General features: G+C 43.2%; 10 protein-coding genes and 1 pseudogene. 6 read left to right on the top strand and 5 right to left on the bottom strand.

What is annotated here, in order from left to right; genetic code table 11:
• The first annotated feature begins 164 nt into the window (after nt 1–164).
• From rpsT to RMZ95_RS23870, 5 genes are all read left to right on the top strand, one after another.
• On the top strand, nt 165–461 hold the full coding sequence (gene rpsT, locus RMZ95_RS23850) for a 30S ribosomal protein S20 (RefSeq protein ID WP_322666272.1): 297 nt from the start codon (nt 165–167) through the stop codon (nt 459–461).
• Nucleotides 462–572: 111 nt separating this feature from the next.
• The gene (locus tag RMZ95_RS23855; RefSeq protein ID WP_322682520.1) at nt 573–1,370 is read left to right on the top strand and encodes a TatD family hydrolase; all 798 of its coding nucleotides are present in this window, start codon (nt 573–575) and stop codon (nt 1,368–1,370) included.
• Between the two features lie 889 nt (nt 1,371–2,259).
• Nucleotides 2,260–5,559, top strand: a complete 3,300-nt coding sequence (rpoB, locus tag RMZ95_RS23860) for a DNA-directed RNA polymerase subunit beta (RefSeq protein WP_322674423.1) — start codon at nt 2,260–2,262, stop codon at nt 5,557–5,559.
• A gap of 97 nt (nt 5,560–5,656) precedes the next feature.
• Complete coding sequence (locus tag RMZ95_RS23865) at nt 5,657–7,534, top strand: DNA-directed RNA polymerase subunit gamma (protein ID WP_409883636.1); 1,878 nt, start codon at nt 5,657–5,659, stop codon at nt 7,532–7,534.
• A gap of 90 nt (nt 7,535–7,624) precedes the next feature.
• Nucleotides 7,625–11,671, top strand: coding sequence for a DNA-directed RNA polymerase subunit beta'' (locus RMZ95_RS23870; RefSeq protein WP_409883638.1), 4,047 nt, complete (start codon nt 7,625–7,627; stop codon nt 11,669–11,671).
• A 349-nt stretch (nt 11,672–12,020) separates the two neighbouring features.
• Here RMZ95_RS23870 and RMZ95_RS23875 read toward each other — a convergent pair whose 3' ends face one another.
• Nucleotides 12,021–12,701, bottom strand: coding sequence for a uracil-DNA glycosylase (locus tag RMZ95_RS23875; protein WP_322674424.1), 681 nt, complete (start codon nt 12,699–12,701; stop codon nt 12,021–12,023).
• Between the two features lie 191 nt (nt 12,702–12,892).
• On the opposite strand from RMZ95_RS23875, the gene RMZ95_RS23880 reads away from it, so the two are divergent.
• Nucleotides 12,893–13,573 carry a phosphoribosyltransferase gene (locus tag RMZ95_RS23880; RefSeq protein ID WP_322682521.1) on the top strand — a complete coding sequence of 227 codons (681 nt, stop codon included), beginning with the start codon at nt 12,893–12,895 and terminating at the stop codon, nt 13,571–13,573.
• A 44-nt stretch (nt 13,574–13,617) separates the two neighbouring features.
• Here RMZ95_RS23880 and RMZ95_RS23885 read toward each other — a convergent pair.
• The 4 genes and pseudogenes from RMZ95_RS23885 to glyQ form a co-directional block, all read right to left on the bottom strand.
• Nucleotides 13,618–14,719: pseudogene (locus tag RMZ95_RS23885) on the bottom strand (tetratricopeptide repeat protein).
• Nucleotides 14,720–14,969: 250 nt separating this feature from the next.
• Nucleotides 14,970–15,440, bottom strand: coding sequence for an NADAR family protein (locus RMZ95_RS23890; RefSeq protein WP_322682523.1), 471 nt, complete (start codon nt 15,438–15,440; stop codon nt 14,970–14,972).
• 45 nt (nt 15,441–15,485) lie between these two features.
• A complete protein-coding gene (locus RMZ95_RS23895; RefSeq protein ID WP_322682524.1) occupies nt 15,486–17,840 on the bottom strand; it encodes a ComEC/Rec2 family competence protein in 2,355 nt (784 codons plus the stop codon).
• 518 nt (nt 17,841–18,358) lie between these two features.
• The gene (gene glyQ / locus RMZ95_RS23900) at nt 18,359–19,258 is read right to left on the bottom strand and encodes a glycine--tRNA ligase subunit alpha (protein ID WP_322682525.1); all 900 of its coding nucleotides are present in this window, start codon (nt 19,256–19,258) and stop codon (nt 18,359–18,361) included.
• Nucleotides 19,259–19,403 lie beyond the last annotated feature (145 nt).

Below are 19,403 nucleotides of genomic sequence, written 5' to 3' on the forward strand. Positions count from 1 at the left end.
TATAGAACTAACTACTAATAATGTAATGACGATCTTCATTCATGCCCACCAATACCTAATTCCATAATTTTTTTAGGAAATTATAATATTGGCAATTTGAATGCTATATTAGTAAGTCTAGTAGTGTGTGTACATAATTAATAATCGTATTTTTGGAATTGACTGTGGCGAATACAAAGTCTGCTCTTAAGCGTGCCCAAATCGCAGAACGTAACCGACTGCGTAATAAATCTTACAAATCAGCAGTCAAGACGCTGATGAAAAAATATCTCAATGCTGTAGCTGCTTATACAGCTAATCCTACCCCAGAATTAAAACAAGAAGCACAGGCTCGGTTATCCGAGGCTTATGGGAAAATTGATAAGGCGATCAAACGAGGTGTTCTTCACCCAAATAATGGGGCAAGGAAAAAATCCAGATTGGCTCACAGACTAAAACCCCTCACACAAACAGCTGAGTAGTTATTGGTAATTTGTCCTTAGTCATTAGTCATTGGTAACAAAACAAACGACAAATGACGAAGGACAAACAACATAGACGCGCCAGCGGCTTGCCGCAGGGTAGGACAAAAGATGCAACTGATAGACACGCACGTACATCTCAACTTTGATAGTTTTCAGCCGGATTTAGCAATAGTGCGATCGCGGTGGCAAGAAGCAGGTGTAGTGCGTTTAGTGCATTCCTGTGTTCACCCGGAGGAGTTTTCCAGTATTCAATCTATAACCCAAGAGTTTCCTGAGATTAGTTTTGCTGTAGGATTACATCCTTTAGATGCTGATAAATGGAATAGCGAGACAGCTGAGAAAATCAAAACTTTAGCGAGTTCTGACTCAAAAGTGGTAGCAATTGGGGAAATGGGTCTGGATTTTTACAAAGCTGATAACTATGAGCAACAGTATCTGGTGTTTGAGTCCCAGTTGGCGATCGCATCTGAACTAAACTTACCAGTGATTATCCACTGCCGTGATGCTGCGGTGGCAACCAAAGAAGTGTTGCAAAAATGGCGGCAACTCAAAGGAGAAAGAGTGCGGGGTGTGATGCATTGCTGGGGAGGAACACCTGAAGAAACTCAATGGTTTCTCGATTTAGGCTTTTATATCAGCTTTAGCGGAACAGTAACGTTTAAAAATGCCAAAGCGATCCAATCTTCTGCGGCGATGGTGAGTAGCGATCGCCTACTGATTGAAACAGACTGCCCATTTCTCGCTCCAGTTCCGAAACGGGGCGAGAGGCGCAACGAGCCTGCCTACGTACTTTATGTAGCCGAGCAAGTAGCTAAACTGCGTCAGGAAACGGTAGAGGCGATCGCTCATCAAACCACCCAAAATGCTTGTGAATTATTCGGTCTGTCAATATCAAGTGTGTCCTAGTATCTTTTGTTAAGTTGTGTTAAAAAAATAAAACTAGAGAGGGACAAAAATATGCTAATATTATTGCCTCAAAAAGATTTTGCTTGCGCCATAATAATAGAGGAAGGAGCATAAAACTTTTCATCTTAAATTTACCATACTGTTATGGCTTGCCCATCCTCAAAATCTCTACAAGCGGATGCTCTCCAGGCATTACTAACCGTACCAACCTAAATTGAGCTAGACTTTTGCACAACATCTGTTTAGTGTGTATTGAACCTATTCAAAATCGTTAAAGAAAAATTGCCTTGTGAGTATAATCCAGCAAAATGAAGTTATTCTGATTCAAAATCGACAAGGTGCGGATCGTTCCCTCAGTCTTAGGATATCTAAGAATATCACTGAGAGTATCAACAGCGGGGTGGATTTCAAACACACTGTGTAGAGCTGCGTCAGCAAATTAACGCGCTTTTTGGAGGGGAAGTGAAGAAAGTAAATCAAATTCAGGAATATTTTAACTGGATATTCTTTTTGAAATGGGCATTGGGAAGCCAGTGCTTTGAGTGGCTTTGGCAACTTGTACCGCTTCGAGGAAGTAAGCTATGCATAGCGTCTGCGGCCAGACAAGCAACTGGCGTCATTCGGTATGAGATGCAGGAGGAAAAGACTTTCAGCAAGTTTTCCCCCGATTTCATAGTACCGAGTGCCTATCACTTAGTCCCTATTAGGGGTGATTGCTTCCTTGTCAAAATTGCTCATTCCAGCCAGATTTAATCGCTGGAGTCTACACCCATAAATTACAAGTGTCTAAGAAAAAGTTCCCAAACAGCTAAGGACACTGGCTAGCAGTGGGAAGCGTCAAAAAGCAGTGTCCAAGGGAAAATTGTACCAGGTTGACAAAGGAAGAGGCATGACTAAAGAAACATATATGGAACCCGCCTTTCTATTGCCCGACTTGATTGAAATCCAGCGCTCAAGTTTTCGCTGGTTTTTAGAAGAAGGGCTGATAGAAGAACTGAACTCCTTTAGTCCTATTACAGATTATACGGGTAAATTAGAACTGCACTTTTTGGGTCATAACTACAAACTCAAGGAGCCAAAGTACAGCGTCGAAGAAGCCAAACGGCGGGATAGTACTTATGCTGTGCAAATGTATGTTCCCACACGGTTGATTAATAAGGAAACCGGGGAAATCAAAGAGCAAGAGGTATTCATTGGTGATTTGCCTTTAATGACCGATCGCGGCACGTTTATTATTAACGGAGCCGAGCGGGTAATTGTCAACCAAATAGTGCGATCGCCAGGGGTTTATTACAAATCAGAAATCGACAAAAACGGGCGGCGTACTTATTCAGCTAGCTTAATTCCCAACCGGGGTGCATGGCTGAAATTTGAAACAGACCGTAACGATTTGGTGTGGGTACGGATTGACAAAACCCGCAAACTATCAGCGCAGGTACTACTAAAAGCTTTAGGGTTATCAGACAACGAAATCTTTGATGCCTTACGCCATCCAGAGTATTTCCAAAAAACCATCGAAAAAGAAGGGCAGTTTTCTGAAGAAGAAGCCCTGATGGAGTTATATCGGAAACTGCGTCCTGGTGAACCACCCACAGTATTAGGTGGACAACAACTCCTAGATTCTCGTTTCTTTGACCCAAAACGTTATGACCTTGGTCGCGTTGGACGGTACAAACTCAACAAGAAATTGCGCCTTTCTGTTCCCGACACAATGCGCGTGTTAACTCCTGGCGATATCTTGGCAGCTGTAGATTACCTAATCAACCTAGAATATGATATAGGTAATATTGACGACATTGACCATTTAGGTAATCGCCGGGTGAGAAGCGTCGGTGAATTGCTCCAAAACCAAGTGCGGGTAGGGTTAAACCGCTTAGAAAGAATCATTCGGGAGCGGATGACGGTATCCGATGCTGAAGTGCTAACTCCCGCTTCCTTGGTGAACCCCAAACCATTAGTAGCAGCAATTAAAGAATTCTTTGGTTCCAGTCAGTTAAGTCAGTTCATGGATCAAACCAATCCTCTGGCGGAACTGACCCACAAACGCCGTTTGAGTGCCCTTGGTCCTGGTGGTTTAACCCGCGAACGCGCTGGATTTGCAGTGCGAGATATACATCCTAGTCACTATGGACGCATTTGCCCCATTGAGACACCAGAAGGTCCAAACGCCGGATTGATTGGCTCTTTGGCAACCCATGCAAGGGTAAATCTGTACGGCTTCTTAGAAACACCATTTAGACCTGTAGAAAATGGGCGAGTTAGATTTGATCTACCTCCAGCCTACATGACAGCCGATGAAGAAGACGACCTACGGGTTGCTCCTGGAGACATTCCTGTAGATGAAACTGGGCACATTATTGGTCCACAAGTACCAGTCCGGTATCGCCAAGAATTTTCCACCACAACACCGGAACAGGTTGATTACGTAGCAGTATCTCCGGTACAGATTGTGTCGGTAGCAACCAGCATGATTCCTTTCTTGGAGCATGATGACGCTAACCGAGCGCTGATGGGATCGAACATGCAACGGCAAGCAGTCCCCCTACTCAAACCAGAGCGTCCTTTGGTGGGTACTGGTTTGGAAGCCCAAGGAGCAAGAGACTCTGGGATGGTGATTGTATCGCGCACCGATGGCGATGTTACTTATGTAGATGCTACAGAAATTCGCGTCCGTCCTAAACCTAACACCCCCGAAATTAAATACATCCTTTCCAAGTATCAACGTTCCAACCAAGACACCTGTTTAAATCAAAAACCTCTCGTCCGCATTGGTGAACGGGTTGTTGCTGGTCAGGTATTGGCTGATGGCTCCTCCACTGAAGGTGGTGAATTGGCGCTAGGACAAAATATCGTCGTTGCCTATATGCCTTGGGAAGGGTACAACTACGAAGATGCAATTTTAATCTCTGAAAGACTGGTGCAGGATGATGTTTACACCTCAATTCACATTGAAAAATATGAAATTGAAGCTAGACAAACCAAACTGGGGCCAGAAGAAATTACCAGAGAAATTCCCAACGTCGGGGAAGATGCCTTGCGCCAGTTGGATGAACAGGGAATCATTCGCATTGGGGCATGGGTAGAAGCTGGTGATATCTTGGTAGGAAAAGTCACACCAAAAGGTGAATCTGACCAACCGCCAGAAGAAAAACTGTTACGTGCCATCTTTGGTGAGAAAGCACGGGATGTGCGAGACAATTCTCTGCGAGTACCAAACGGTGAAAAAGGCCGCGTAGTTGATGTGCGCTTGTTTACTCGCGAACAAGGCGATGAACTGCCACCAGGAGCCAATATGGTAGTCCGGGTGTATGTAGCTCAAAAACGTAAAATCCAAGTTGGTGACAAAATGGCAGGACGCCACGGTAATAAAGGGATTATTTCTCGGATATTACCGGCCGAAGATATGCCTTATTTGCCCGATGGTTCACCAGTGGACATTGTACTCAACCCCTTGGGCGTACCCAGTCGGATGAACGTCGGACAAGTATTTGAATGCCTGTTGGGTTGGGCTGGTCAAACCTTGGGAGTGCGATTTAAGATTACTCCCTTTGATGAAATGTACGGTGAAGAGTCGTCTCGCCGAATCGTGCATGGCAAATTGCAAGAAGCACGAGACGAAACAGGGAAAGACTGGGTATATAACCCAGATAACCCAGGCAAAATCATGGTGTATGACGGTCGTACAGGTGAACCCTTTGACCGAGCAATTACCATTGGTGTGGCTTATATGCTGAAACTGGTGCATTTGGTGGATGATAAGATCCACGCCCGTTCTACAGGCCCATACTCACTGGTGACTCAGCAACCCTTGGGTGGTAAAGCACAACAAGGTGGTCAGAGGTTTGGAGAAATGGAAGTGTGGGCATTGGAAGCCTTTGGTGCAGCTTACACCTTACAGGAATTGCTCACAGTTAAATCTGACGATATGCAAGGACGGAATGAAGCGTTAAATGCGATCGTTAAAGGTAAGGCAATTCCTCGACCTGGAACTCCAGAATCCTTTAAGGTGCTAATGCGTGAGCTGCAATCATTGGGGTTAGATATTGCCGTACACAAGGTAGAAACTCAAGCAGACGGCAGTTCCCTAGATGTGGAAGTCGATTTGATGGCAGACCAATCAGCCCGTCGCACACCTCCTCGACCAACTTATGAATCTCTTTCTCGCGAATCGCTAGAAGACGACGAATAATCAATAGTCATTAGTCCTTAGTTCTTTGTCATTAGCAAAAGACTAAGGACTAATGACCAATGACCAATGACTAATGACTAATGACTAAAGACTAAATATGAGACCTGCCCAAACTAATCAGTTTGACTACGTAAAAATCGGCTTGGCTTCCCCTGAACGCATTCGTCAGTGGGGCGAGAGAACATTGCCTAATGGTCAGGTAGTTGGTGAAGTTACCAAACCAGAGACGATTAACTACCGAACTCTCAAGCCAGAGATGGATGGCTTATTTTGTGAGCGCATCTTTGGGCCAGCAAAAGATTGGGAATGCCATTGTGGCAAGTATAAAAGAGTCCGTCATAGAGGTATTGTCTGCGAACGCTGTGGGGTAGAAGTCACCGAGTCACGCGTGCGTCGCCACCGCATGGGCTATATTAAACTCGCCGCACCAGTAGCTCACGTTTGGTATCTCAAAGGCATTCCTAGCTATATTTCCATCTTGTTAGATATGCCCTTACGGGATGTCGAGCAGATTGTTTATTTCAACTCTTATGTTGTCCTGAGTCCAGGTAATGCCGAAACTTTAACTTACAAACAGCTACTGAGTGAAGATCAGTGGTTGGAAATAGAAGACCAAATTTATAGCGAAGATTCTCAGCTGCAAGGCGTAGAGGTGGGCATTGGTGCTGAAGCACTGTTGCGCTTGCTTGCCGATATTAATTTAGAACAAGAAGCTGAAAGCCTACGCGAAGAAATTGGTAATGCCAAGGGGCAAAAAAGAGCCAAGTTAATTAAGCGACTGCGGGTAATTGACAATTTTATCGCCACTGGTTCCAAACCAGAATGGATGGTAATGGCAGTTATTCCCGTGATTCCCCCCGACTTGCGCCCAATGGTGCAACTAGATGGCGGACGGTTTGCCACCAGCGATTTAAATGATTTGTATCGGCGGGTAATTAACCGCAACAATCGTTTGGCACGCTTGCAAGAAATTTTGGCACCTGAGATTATTGTGCGGAACGAAAAGCGGATGCTGCAAGAAGCAGTAGATGCTTTGATTGACAATGGTCGTCGGGGACGCACTGTGGTAGGGGCAAATAATCGACCTCTAAAATCTTTGTCCGACATTATTGAGGGTAAGCAAGGACGTTTCCGACAAAACTTGTTAGGTAAACGGGTTGACTATTCTGGGCGTTCGGTTATTGTCGTCGGGCCAAAACTGAAAATTCACCAGTGCGGTTTGCCTAGAGAAATGGCAATTGAGCTATTTCAACCATTTGTGATTAACCGCCTGATTCGTAGCGGGATGGTAAATAACATCAAAGCTGCGAAAAAGCTGATATCCCGTAACGATCCCAGTGTTTGGGATGTGCTGGAAGAGGTGATTGAAGGACACCCTGTGATGCTAAACAGGGCGCCAACATTGCATCGCTTGGGCATTCAGTCTTTTGAACCAATTTTAGTAGAAGGTAGAGCGATTCAACTTCATCCTCTCGTCTGTCCAGCGTTTAACGCCGACTTTGACGGCGACCAAATGGCGGTACACGTCCCATTATCGTTAGAAAGTCAGGCTGAAGCGCGGTTATTGATGTTGGCTTCTAATAATATTTTGTCACCAGCCACAGGTAAACCCATTATCACGCCTAGCCAAGACATGGTGTTAGGGGCATATTACTTAACAGCAGAAAATCCCGGTGCAACAAAAGGCGCAGGAAAGTACTTTTCTTCACTAGAGGATGTAATTATGGCTTTCCAGCAGGAGCAAGTTGACTTGCACGCCTATATATATGTGCGGTTTGACGGTGAAATAGAATCAGATCAACCGGATACAGAACCCGCGAAAGTGACGGAGAACGAAGATGGTACCCGCACATTACTCTATAAGTTCCGTCGAGTCAGACAAGACGCTAAAGGCAATGTAATTTCTCAGTATATATATACCACTCCCGGTCGCGTTATTTACAATAATGCTATTCAGGAAGCACTTGCAAGCTAAAAGTGAGGAGTGAAAAGTTAAGAGTTAGGAGTTATTAATTACAAACTCCTAACTCCTAACTCCTAATTATTAATTTAGGACTAATGACTAATGACTAACGAAAAAATGATTTTTCGCAATCGGGTGGTTGATAAAGGTCAACTGAGAAATTTAATTTCTTGGGCCTTTACATATTATGGTACGGCGCGAACCGCAGTAATGGCGGACAAACTGAAAGATTTAGGATTTCGCTACGCTACCAAAGCAGGGGTTTCCATCAGTGTAGATGACTTGATGGTGCCACCAACTAAGCGATTGCTCTTAGAAGCAGCCGAAGAAGAAATTCGCGCCACTGAAACCCGTTACCAACGGGGCGAAATCACGGAAGTAGAACGTTTCCAAAAGGTAATCGATACTTGGAATGGTACTAGTGAAGCCTTGAAGGATGAAGTAGTAGTTCACTTCAAGAAGACTAATCCCTTAAACTCCGTATACATGATGGCATTCTCTGGGGCACGGGGTAACATCTCTCAAGTGCGGCAGTTGGTGGGGATGCGGGGATTGATGGCAGATCCCCAAGGGGAAATTATCGATTTGCCGATTAAAACCAACTTCCGTGAAGGACTGACTGTGACGGAATACATTATTTCGTCTTACGGTGCCAGAAAAGGATTGGTGGATACTGCCTTGCGGACGGCTGACTCTGGTTATCTAACGCGCCGATTGGTGGACGTATCCCAGGATGTAATTATTCGGGAATTTGACTGCGGCACCACTAGAGGTCTTGCAATTCAACCAATGACAGAAGGGGCCAAAACTTTAATTCCTCTAGCAACCCGCTTGATGGGACGGGTAATTGGTGAAGATGTGGTGCATCCGGTAACAAAAGAAGTGATTGCAGCACGTAATACCCCAATTTCTGAGGATTTGGCGAAGAAAATTGAAAAATCTGGGGTGAGAGAAGTTGTGGTGCGATCGCCCCTAACTTGTGAAGCCGCACGTTCCGTTTGTCAACACTGCTACGGCTGGAGTTTGGCACACGCCAAGATGGTAGATTTGGGCGAAGCTGTGGGGATTATTGCTGCCCAAAGTATCGGCGAACCTGGTACTCAGTTAACCATGCGGACATTCCACACAGGTGGGGTGTTTACTGGAGAAGTGGCGCAACAAGTTCGTTCTAAAATCGATGGGACTGTTAAGCTTCCCCGCAAACTGAAGACCAGAACATATCGTACCCGCCACGGGGAAGATGCCCTTTATATTGAGGCTAATGGCATCATGCTTTTGGAACCAACAAAAGTAGGTGATGTTACCCCAGAGAACCAAGAGGTTCACCTTACCCAAGGTTCAACACTATATGTATTTGATGGAAATAAGGTAAAACAAGGTCAGTTGTTGGCAGAGGTTGCCCTTGGTGGACGCACAACTCGGACTAATACAGAAAAAGCAGTTAAAGATGTAGCCTCTGACTTAGCAGGGGAAGTGCAATTTGCTGAAGTAGTTCCAGAACAAAAAACTGACCGTCAAGGCAATACCACAACCACAGCCGCACGCGGTGGCTTGATTTGGATTTTGTCTGGGGAAGTTTACAACTTGCCGCCTGGTGCAGAATTGGTAGTAAAAAATGGTGATGCGATCGCCTCTAATGGAGTTTTAGCAGAAACCAAGTTAACCAGTTTGCACGGCGGTGTGGTGCGGTTGCCAGAAGCTACCCCAGGTAAGAGTACCAGGGAAATTGAAATTATCACTGCTTCTGTGGTACTAGACCAAGCAACAGTGACAGTCCAAAGTTCCCAAGGGCGTAATAACTACTTAGTTTCCACTGGTAACAACCAAGTATTTAACCTGCGGGCTACACCAGGCACAAAAGTGCAAAATGGTCAAGTAGTAGCTGAGTTAATCGACGATCGCTATCGGACAACCACTGGTGGTTTCCTAAAATTTGCGGGTGTAGAAGTCCAGAAAAAAGGCAAAGCCAAGCTAGGTTATGAAGTCGTGCAAGGCGGTACTCTTTTATGGATTCCCGAAGAAAGCCACGAAGTTAATAAAGATATCTCCTTGCTGTTGGTAGAAGACGGTCAGTTTGTCGAAGCTGGCACCGAGGTAGTAAAAGATATCTTCTGCCAAAACAGTGGTGTGATAGAAGTTACCCAGAAAAACGATATCCTGCGGGAAGTTGTAGTTAAGCCAGGGGAACTACTGATGGTGGACGATCCCGAATCAGTTATCGGGCGAGATAACACCTTCATCCAACCAGGTGAGGAATTCCAAGGCAATGTCGCCAGAGAATTGCGTTACATCCAGTATGTAGAGACACCAGAAGGACCCGCCCTATTGAGCCGTCCAGTAGTTGAGTTTGCCGTCCCTGATAATCCAGATGTGCCATCAACTACATCGGTAAGTCAACAAACCGGGCGATCGATTCAACTAAGAGCGGTGCAGCGACTACCTTATAAAGATTCAGAACGTGTCAAATCTGTTGAAGGTGTAGAACTGCTACGAACCCAGCTAGTGCTGGAAATTGAGCAAGAAGGGGAACAAGACCATAATGCTTCGCCCCTAGCAGCAGATATTGAATTAGTAGAGGATACCGAAGACCCAGAAGTTCAACGTTTACAACTAGTGATTTTGGAATCCTTGGTAATTCGTAGAGACATTACCGCTGATGCTACCCAAGGTAGTACCCAGACGACACTTGAGGTACACGATGGGTTAACCATCGCCCCAGGTTCTGTAGTCGCACGTACCCAAATCTTGTGTAAAGAAGGCGGGGAAGTACGAGGTGTTCAAAAAGGAACCGAAAACGTGCGTCGCTGTTTGGTGTTGCGCGACGCTGACAGGCTTCCTATTAATACTAGTACTCAGCCAAAGGTAAAAGTGGGTGATTTGCTAGTAGAAGGTACAGAAGTTGCTCCTGGAGTTTTTGCTCCAGAATCAGGACAAGTAGTCGATATTAAAAGCGTCGCTGCTGCATCTGGTGGGGAATCAGCTTTGAGTACTAAAAACTACGTTATTACTACCCGTATCGGTCGTCCTTATCGAGTCAGCCCTGGTGCTGTGTTGCAGATAGAAGACGGCGATTTGGTACAACGAGGTGATAACTTGGTATTGCTAGTGTTTGAACGCGCCAAAACCGGAGATATCATTCAAGGTTTACCTCGGATTGAGGAATTACTTGAAGCTCGTAAACCTAAAGAAGCGTGCATCTTATGTCGGCGGGGCGGAGAAGTTAAGGTGGTTTATGGTGATGGTGATGAAGCGATCGCTATTAAGGTCGTAGAATCAAATGGCGTGGTGACAGATTATCCTCTGGGGCCAGGACAAAATTTGATTGTGCCAGATGGCTCGACAGTATTAGCAGGACAACCGTTGACTGATGGCCCATCCAATCCTCATGAAATTTTGGAAATCTTCTTTAGCTTGGGTTCTGAAGATGGAATCTATGCTTGTGCTAGCCTTGCTTTACAGAAGGTACAAACCTTCTTAGTGAATGAAGTGCAAATGGTGTACCAGTCTCAAGGTATTGATATTTCCGATAAGCACATTGAAGTGATTGTTCGCCAGATGACCAACAAAGTCAGGATTGATGATGGTGGTGACACCACAATGCTTCCTGGCGAATTGGTAGAACTGCGCCAAGTCGAGCAGGTAAACGAAGCTATGGCAATTACAGGCGGTGCTAGGGCACAGTACACTCCAGTATTGTTGGGGATCACCAAAGCATCGTTGAATACCGACAGCTTTATTTCCGCCGCCTCCTTCCAAGAGACAACACGGGTACTCACCGAAGCAGCTATCGAAGGCAAATCTGACTGGCTGCGCGGATTAAAGGAAAACGTGATTATCGGGCGATTGATTCCGGCTGGTACTGGATACAATACCTATGAAGAACCAGGAGCGATCGATGACTATGCTGCTGAAATTACCAGTAGTGTGTTAGATGAAGTTGACGATCCCCTAGATATGGTCTTAGACGATCGCACAGCTCGCAACTATAATTTAGATTCTCCTACTCTTGGAGAATCTGGCTTTGGCAGCAGACGTGCAGAAAGGTCAATTCTAGATGAAGAAGACGAATTAATTGCTGACGAAGTAGTAGACGACGACGATTACGAGGAAGAAGAGGAAGACGACGAAGATGATTTCGACGACGAATAGAGACTTGAAATTTCGCGTCTAAAAGGTAATATCGAGTCTGCCCAATTACCAATAATCAAACTACCTCACCCATGCTAGCGCACCCCTTGGCAAGGGGTGCGCTAGTTTCAGTTTTACCCCTAACGAGCAAGTCGTTATATTCAATTAAAATAAGCGATCGCAATCAATAGACTGAAATTTTCTGTTTCACAGAGTCTAGTCATTTACATCGCTTAAAATCTTGTATTTAGTCCTCTTGAGAAGACTTTAGCTATTAGCTTGAGAATTTCTTTCCAACCAGGATAGCAACGAACTGAATAATTGAAAAGATGTTGGGAATCATAACCCTAGAAAAAGAGGGGATTAAGCGTTAGCTGTTATTTTGAATTTCATCTAACTTAGCACGCACTGCTTGAATATCCTGCCACATCAACCATTTTGGCGCACCTCTTTCTTTAGAAGGATTACGCAGCAAGTAAGAAGGATGAAAAATTGGCATACATAAACGCCCTTCCCACTCTAGCCACTGGCCGCGAATTTTCGTAATCCCCCGCTTATCGCCAGTGATACCTTTGACAGCAGTTGCACCCGTTAACAGAATTATTTTAGGGTCAACTAAGCGAATTTGTTCTAATAGGTAGGGTAGACAAGCCGCTACTTCTACAGGAGTGGGAACTCTATTATCTGGTGGGCGACATTTATTGATATTCGCGATATATACATCATGCTCAGTAGTCAGATTCACCGATGCCAAAATTTTCTCCAGCAATTGTCCCGATCTGCCTACAAATGGTAAACCCGTTTCATCTTCATTTTGACCTGGGGCTTCTCCCACAACCATAATTGGTGCTTTGAGATTGCCACGTCCGACAACAGCATGAGTGCGAGTGTCTCCCAACGCACAACGGTGGCAGCGATCGCAATGCTGTGTCAACTCCGTTATATCAGAATAAGTTCCGGGAGCGATCGGAATTTTCGCGTCTGTAGGAATCAATTCTCGTTGATTAAAAGTTGAGTCGTCGAAGAGGCTGAGTTGGGTTTCGCTGCTCATGAAAATCAGGATTTTGGCATCAGCGCCAGCTGTTATATCTGAGTTAAATAGCCTTTTGGTTGCATATTTATCAGAACAGTAAACTTTTGCTGAATACTTAATTAATTATACAAATCTTATTGTATCAGTTAATTTGAGACAAAATTCAGTCATGATAAAAGCATTGCCGTCCTAAGATGCTGGGGGAAACCATGTCACAGACCCCACTTTTCGCCGATCGTACCCATGCAGGTGAGTTATTGGCGCGAGTAATTCATAATGTTTTGACTCAGCAAACTATTAATTCTGGGGTAAAGCCTGTACCAATTGTTTATGCTTTGCCAAGAGGAGGTGTACCAGTAGCAGCACCAATAGCACGTCTTTTAGATTGTCCGTTGACAATTGTTGTGGCAAAAAAGATTAGCCATCCAGAAAACCCAGAGTTAGCAATTGGTGCAGTGACGACTTCTGGAAATGTTCTTTGGGCCGATCAAAAGCTATTTCGCTCCAAACATGATGCGCGGTGGCGAGAAATAGCTTTAAATAAAGCGATAAACCTTGCTAAATCTCTTGAGGCTCAATTAATTCCTACTTGTCCGCAAGTAAATGCAGAGAATGCTACGTTGATCTTAATTGATGATGGTATTGCTACAGGTATGACAATAGCGGTAGCAGCAACTGCTATGAGAGCGCTTTCTCCAGCAGCAGTTTGGCTATGTACTCCAGTAGCGCCACAAAAATTGCTACCTTGGTTAGAACAGTGGGGCGATCGCACGATAGTTTTGGAAACACCCGAACCTTTTTGGAGCGTGAGTAATTTTTACGCAGAATTTCCCCAAGTAGATACATTAGAAGTTCTCGTATATCTCCAACAACAAAAGACAATCGGGTGAATCGATCTGTGCGAGTAATTTTGAATTGTTTCCGGTCTTGCTTTTTAACTATTTGAAGATGTTCCCTGCTGATATTGCATAGCTTTGGCATAATCACCTAAGGCTTCATAAGCGGCTTTCAGACGAGTAAGAACTTCTTCTTCACTGCGTCGATCTTTCATACTCCTAGCTAACAGCAAACGTTCTTCATGATATGTAATTGCTTTTTTATAGTCACCCAAAGCTTCACAAGCAACTACTAAATTACCTAAAGACTGTTCCTCAATACGCTTGTCTTGCATTTGTCTAGCTAATTGCAACCGATCTTGATAATACTTAATCGCTTTAGTATAATCACTTAGAGCATAACAAGCATTGCCCAGATTCTTTAGCACCTGAGAAGCACTGCGAACATTTTTTAAGGAGCGTGATAGTACTACACATTGCTCATAATAGGCGATCGCTTTTGGGTAATTGTTCAAAGCATACCAAGCATTACCTAAATTCTTGAGTACCTGTTCTTCGCCCCAATGATCTTTGAGTTCCCGCACAATCTTTAGACTTTGCTGTTGATACTCAATAGCCTGTGTAAAATTACTTAAGGCTTTATACACCAATCCCAAATTATTGAGTGCCGCGACTTGACTGCGTTTGTCTTGCAACTTTTGCGTTATTTTCAAACATTTTTCTAGAAACTCAATAGCCTTGTTATGATCGTTCAAATGACGGTATGCATTTCCTAAATGGGAAAGTGCTTGCATCTGCAATGCTAAATCTGAGGTGTTATTAAGCAAAGACAGACACTGTTGGGAGTAAGAGATAGCACCTTTGTAGTCTCCAGCACTGTAAGTTACCAATCCTAAAAAAGAAAGTACCTGTGCCTGTTTTTCTAAATCGCCAACTGCCTGAAACAGCCCCAAGGATTGTTGTAAAGACTTCATAGCCGTTATTAATTCGCCACCTTGCTGCTGTTGAATTCCTTGCCTTAGTAGCTTAGACGCTTCTGACAAATGGTCATCACTTTCTTGTAGAGGTATTATTTCTGCTTGTGAACCAGAGTCAAATTCATGAGTAATTGTATTACGCTTCACTGGTTTTAGGTATGTTATGGGTAATTGCAAAGGAACTGTATTTTTCGAGCTCGTTATTCCATTCGCCTTTAGACATCAACTTCTTCTTGTGAAGTCTGGTGCTAAATCTAGTGTTCCCAAAACCAGGGCGCATCTTTCATCAGTCCGCTTTATCACAGCATAAGTTTAGGAGAGGTAAGAGTTATATATAGCGATCGTTAATTGAGGCTTTCAGATTTATGCTCATGAAGAGTAATAACTATATAGCTTGCGATCGTCTCTATTTGTTATCTATTCGTGTTCTCTACGTCTAGAATAGTTTGATTAAAAAACTATTTTTGACAAGTTTATTTAATAGTTTTATTATCAATATCTGTCCTGTATGTATGGTGCAGAATATCCCGTACCTCCATTAAAATTTTTTCTAGCATATTTTTACCACTCCCATCAGCTCCACAACCCCAGTAGAAATCGATAGGCGAGTTTTCAACAATTTCTACATTGTTTGTAGAAAGTAAAATATCTCTAATATCTGTATGAGTTTGAAATTTGCACAGCACAGCTTGCCGCATGATATTATCTTTAACCTGTTCCCAATCTTGGCGTAAGGGGCGCGTTCTCTCACGCCCCTTTCTTGCTGCATCTTTAGGTGTTTTAACTAGGCGGATTTGTTCTGCATGAGGTGTACCCACAAACTTTTGCGCCTGAAAGTAGTGTTCGCTAGTTGACCAATACAATCCATCTAATTCAAAGCCGTGAGACGAAAAGTTAGAGAAACAGCCATACTCTTCACGAGTACTATAAAAATAAATTGTCATAAAATTTGATATATTTTTTTTGAATTTACTGAATTTGTAAGTTTTTTATAAAATAGATGATTTATTTTCTGTTGATTCAATAAATGCCTCAAACTGACCATTAGGAGTCCATTGAATAGCTCCATCTCGCCCTGTAAAGAACAGTTTAGTTTTGCTTTGATTCAGTTCAGATAAAGTTTTTGGATCAAAGTTGGCAGAAGAAGCGATCGCTACTTGTGGTTGCAAAGCAATCACTAAATCTTTTAATGACTCAGGGGCACACCAAAGCACTTGCGGGCGAGGCAAACTTCCATTTTTAACTAGTTGCTGTACCTCTTTAGATTTAACATTACCTACTAATAGCCAATTTTGATCTAAAATTTGCAATTGTAAAATTGGTAATTGGTCGTTAATTAATTGCGCTACTATCGAACCAGCTTTCACCGATTGACCAACTCCCAAAGGTTGATAAATTCCTTGATGTTTTTGTAGTTCCTGTTGAATAGCCTGAGTTGTAATAGAATTATCTGTTTGAGGTGAATATTCATAAAAATTATTGATTGGTAAACGTTGCATTAATTCAAACCAAGCATTACTTTCGTTCCCTTGAAAATCAGTTGCGATCGCCCAATTTATTTGATTTACACCCTGCTGTTGTAAAAACGGTAATATTGTAAAACGTCCTGTACCTTGATCGCCACTGTTAATGACAGTTACAGTACCTCGGTCTTGAACTACTACAATTGGTTCTGTCCCCGATTCTAAGACTGTTATCCTAAACAATGTATTTTTAGAATGCCAAAGTGGGATGAATACTAAACCAATCGCAATCATATTAGCAAACCACCACCGCCTTTGCCACCAACGCACTAACCAGACCAATATAATTAGTATATAAACCGCCAAAAGCTGCCAAGTAGATATACTGCCCACCGCAACAGAATTTCCAGGCAAATTGCTAAAAAAATCTACTAGTTTAATTAACCAATCAGTAGGATAATGTAATACCCCTGCCAGGAAGCTTCCGGCGTCAGTCCAAACTAAACCTACTAACGCACTGATGATTCCACCTATACTAATGATTGAAATTAATGGAGTACTAATCACATTCAGCAACAGACTATAAGATGGTACAACTCCAAAGACAAAAAGTTGCACAGGTAAAGTCCAAATAGTGGCAGCTAGGGGAACAGCAATCAAAGCAGCGATCGCAGGTGGTAACCATGCAAGGCGATTGACTAATGCAGGTACTGTTACAATTAATCCTAAGGTTGCTAAAAAACTCAATTGAAAACCTAAATCCCAAATCCATAGAGGATTAAATACCAATAACAGAGTTGCTGCTAATAGTAATGAGCCGAACTGTTTTACTTTTCTTTTTAAGAGTAAACCAACTAATGCCGCAAAACCCATAATTACGGCTCTGAGAACCGCAGGTTGAAACCCTGTTAAACTCAGAAAAATCATTAAAGCCAAAAAGCCAAGAGTAAATTGCGTTCCTTTTCTTGCTCGCCTCGTTAGCTGTAAAATCACACTCAAAATCAAAGAAGTTTGGAACCCAGAAGCTGCTAAAGCATGAGCTAATCCGGCTTGTACAAATAAGTCTCGGATATCGTAGGGTAAATCAACAGCTTTGCTACCTAAAACCATTGCACTGACAAGAGGCCCTTCAGGAATACCCAACCAACGAACTTGCGATCGCACAATTCGCTCCCGAATTTGCCACCATCCCCATTTGCGTTCCGGCTCCAAAACATTTATTTGTCGCCCAATTAGACCGGCAAACGTTCCTTCTTGCTTGAGAAACTTCTGAAAATCGAAACCACCAGGATTGGAAGCTGCCTTTGGTTTGTACAAAATCCCAGTCACGGCAATTTGTTGACTAGGGTATAACCCAGTAGCCTGAAGTATAGGGACTGTCACATACAATTTGCCTGTAACACCTTGTGGGATACCTGCTGAACCTTTATTATTTTTAACTTCATCTAACTGAGTCGTTTCCAGCCAAAATTGTCCTCGCTGACTGCGAGTTAAGCGGGGATTACTCGCCACTTCGCCGCGTACAATCACAAGTTGTTCTTGATTGCTGCTATTTCCAGGCGGCACAAACTGGCTAATATCTTTTGCACCCGGTTGTGGTATTCGCCATTGAAAATATAGAGTTGCTAATAATCCTACTAAGCCAGCAGCTAGCCATATTCGAGGATGGGGAATAGTTTGCCAAGTATTAGGCACTCCCTTATTTTTGCTTCCAGCATTTTCTGGTTTCTGAGCAAATTGCTGTAATGTGGTGCGTCTTCTAAAAAGAATTGCTCCCACTATCCCCAGAACCAAAATCCCCACACCACCCCAAGGAACTCCTGTAAGCAGCAAGCCAAAAATGTAGCTAAGACAAATAATTACACCACTGATTTGAATCATAAGATTTTTGTAAAAGCACCTGGCAATCCGAGTTTGCAGATAGTTTAAATTATAGATAGGGCAGCAATAAAGAAAAATCCGCGTTGCTGAATTTTGTTATGAAATTCAAAAATAAAATATTCCAAACTCTTATTATCAGTGCTTGGAGCACCTCTACGTGAGCTTTTTATTTCTTTAAATCAGCAACAGCGAAAAGTTTTTATACTTGTGGTGAGTATAGTCCATCAAGTTTATATAAACAAAGCCCGCACAGGCGGGCCTTATCCTTGTGGCTTTAAGTAGCTTTAATGTTCTAGATTCAATATTTAACCGTCTTTCTGTCCTTTAGCAAAAGCCACATCAAAAAAATATACCTAGCTTAAACCTCAGCGGCACAAATATAAACAAAACACAAAATCATAGTGAATTAAATTTGCCATGACTCTGCGTACTTTGCCTTTGTTTTTCCGTTACTCTGGCTTTAAAAACGCTACTATTTTACACAAAACTAGTACTTAGTTCATGTATTGCCGCACCCTTTAGGATATTGGGCTTCCTGTTGAACCTACAGTATCTTTGAGCAAAGGAAAACCCAACTTCTCCCTTTGCTCAACATATAAATGAGCTACCTTCCTAGCCAAATGCCGAATCCTGGCAATATAGCGAGTTCTTTCCGTCACCGAAATCACACCTCTAGCATCCAGCAGATTGAATGTGTGCGAACACTTCATTACATAATCTAAGCTAGGCAATACCAATCCTCGCTCCGTCAATTGGGTAGCTTCCTGCTCGTACAAATTAAATAATGTCAGTAGCAGCTCAGGATTTGACGCTTCAAAGTTGTATGTGCACTGCTCCATCTCACTTTGCAGGAAAACATCTCCATAAGTAATGTTGTCTGTCCACTGGATCTTAGTAAATGCTTCTACTTGTTGGAGATACATTGTCAGCCGCTCTAACCCGTATGTAATTTCAATCGACACCGGACGGCAATCAATTCCTCCACATTGTTGGAAGTAAGTAAATTGAGTAACTTCCATCCCATCTAACCATACTTCCCACCCAGTACCCCAAGCTCCCACAGTTGCATCTTCCCAGTTATCCTCTACAAACCGAATATCGTGGTCTTGAGGACGAATACCTAAAGCTCTTAACGAATCAAGATAAATCTCCTGAATATTATCTGGGGACGGCTTGATTAGAACTTGGTACTGATAATAGTGTTGGAAACGATTGGGGTTTTCGCCATAGCGTCCATCTGTAGGGCGACGACAAGGTTCAACGTAAGCAACAGCCCACGGTTCCGGCCCCAATGCTCTTAAAAAAGTCTGAGGATTCTTAGTACCAGCTCCCTTTTCAATATCGTAGGGCTGGGCAATAAGACAACCGCGATCGCCCCAAAAATGATGCAATAAACTTATTACCGACTGAAAATTCACGCTTGTTCTATCCTTAGTCAACACAGTGCATAAACCATTGTTGCCTAGAACCCGGCACTGTGGGCAGTTTCAGGAGACAGAAAAACAGTCCAAAATATTTTGGGAAAAATAGTTGACACAAAGAATTAGGTTCGTTATATTGAAT

It is taken from the genome of Nostoc sp. DedQUE07, assembly GCF_034530975.2.
In the GTDB taxonomy this organism is placed as follows: Bacteria; Cyanobacteriota; Cyanobacteriia; order Cyanobacteriales; family Nostocaceae; genus Nostoc.

Coding starts and splice junctions, on each gene's coding strand:
- RMZ95_RS23875 (WP_322674424.1), bottom strand. CDS start 12,701: ATGAGCAGCGAAACCCAACTCAGCCTCTTCGACGACTCAACTTTTAAT.
- RMZ95_RS23880 (WP_322682521.1), top strand. CDS start 12,893: ATGTCACAGACCCCACTTTTCGCCGATCGTACCCATGCAGGTGAGTTA.
- rpoB (WP_322674423.1), top strand. CDS start 2,260: ATGACTAAAGAAACATATATGGAACCCGCCTTTCTATTGCCCGACTTG.
- RMZ95_RS23855 (WP_322682520.1), top strand. CDS start 573: ATGCAACTGATAGACACGCACGTACATCTCAACTTTGATAGTTTTCAG.
- RMZ95_RS23895 (WP_322682524.1), bottom strand. CDS start 17,840: ATGATTCAAATCAGTGGTGTAATTATTTGTCTTAGCTACATTTTTGGC.
- RMZ95_RS23865 (WP_409883636.1), top strand. CDS start 5,657: ATGAGACCTGCCCAAACTAATCAGTTTGACTACGTAAAAATCGGCTTG.
- RMZ95_RS23890 (WP_322682523.1), bottom strand. CDS start 15,440: ATGACAATTTATTTTTATAGTACTCGTGAAGAGTATGGCTGTTTCTCT.
- RMZ95_RS23870 (WP_409883638.1), top strand. CDS start 7,625: ATGACTAACGAAAAAATGATTTTTCGCAATCGGGTGGTTGATAAAGGT.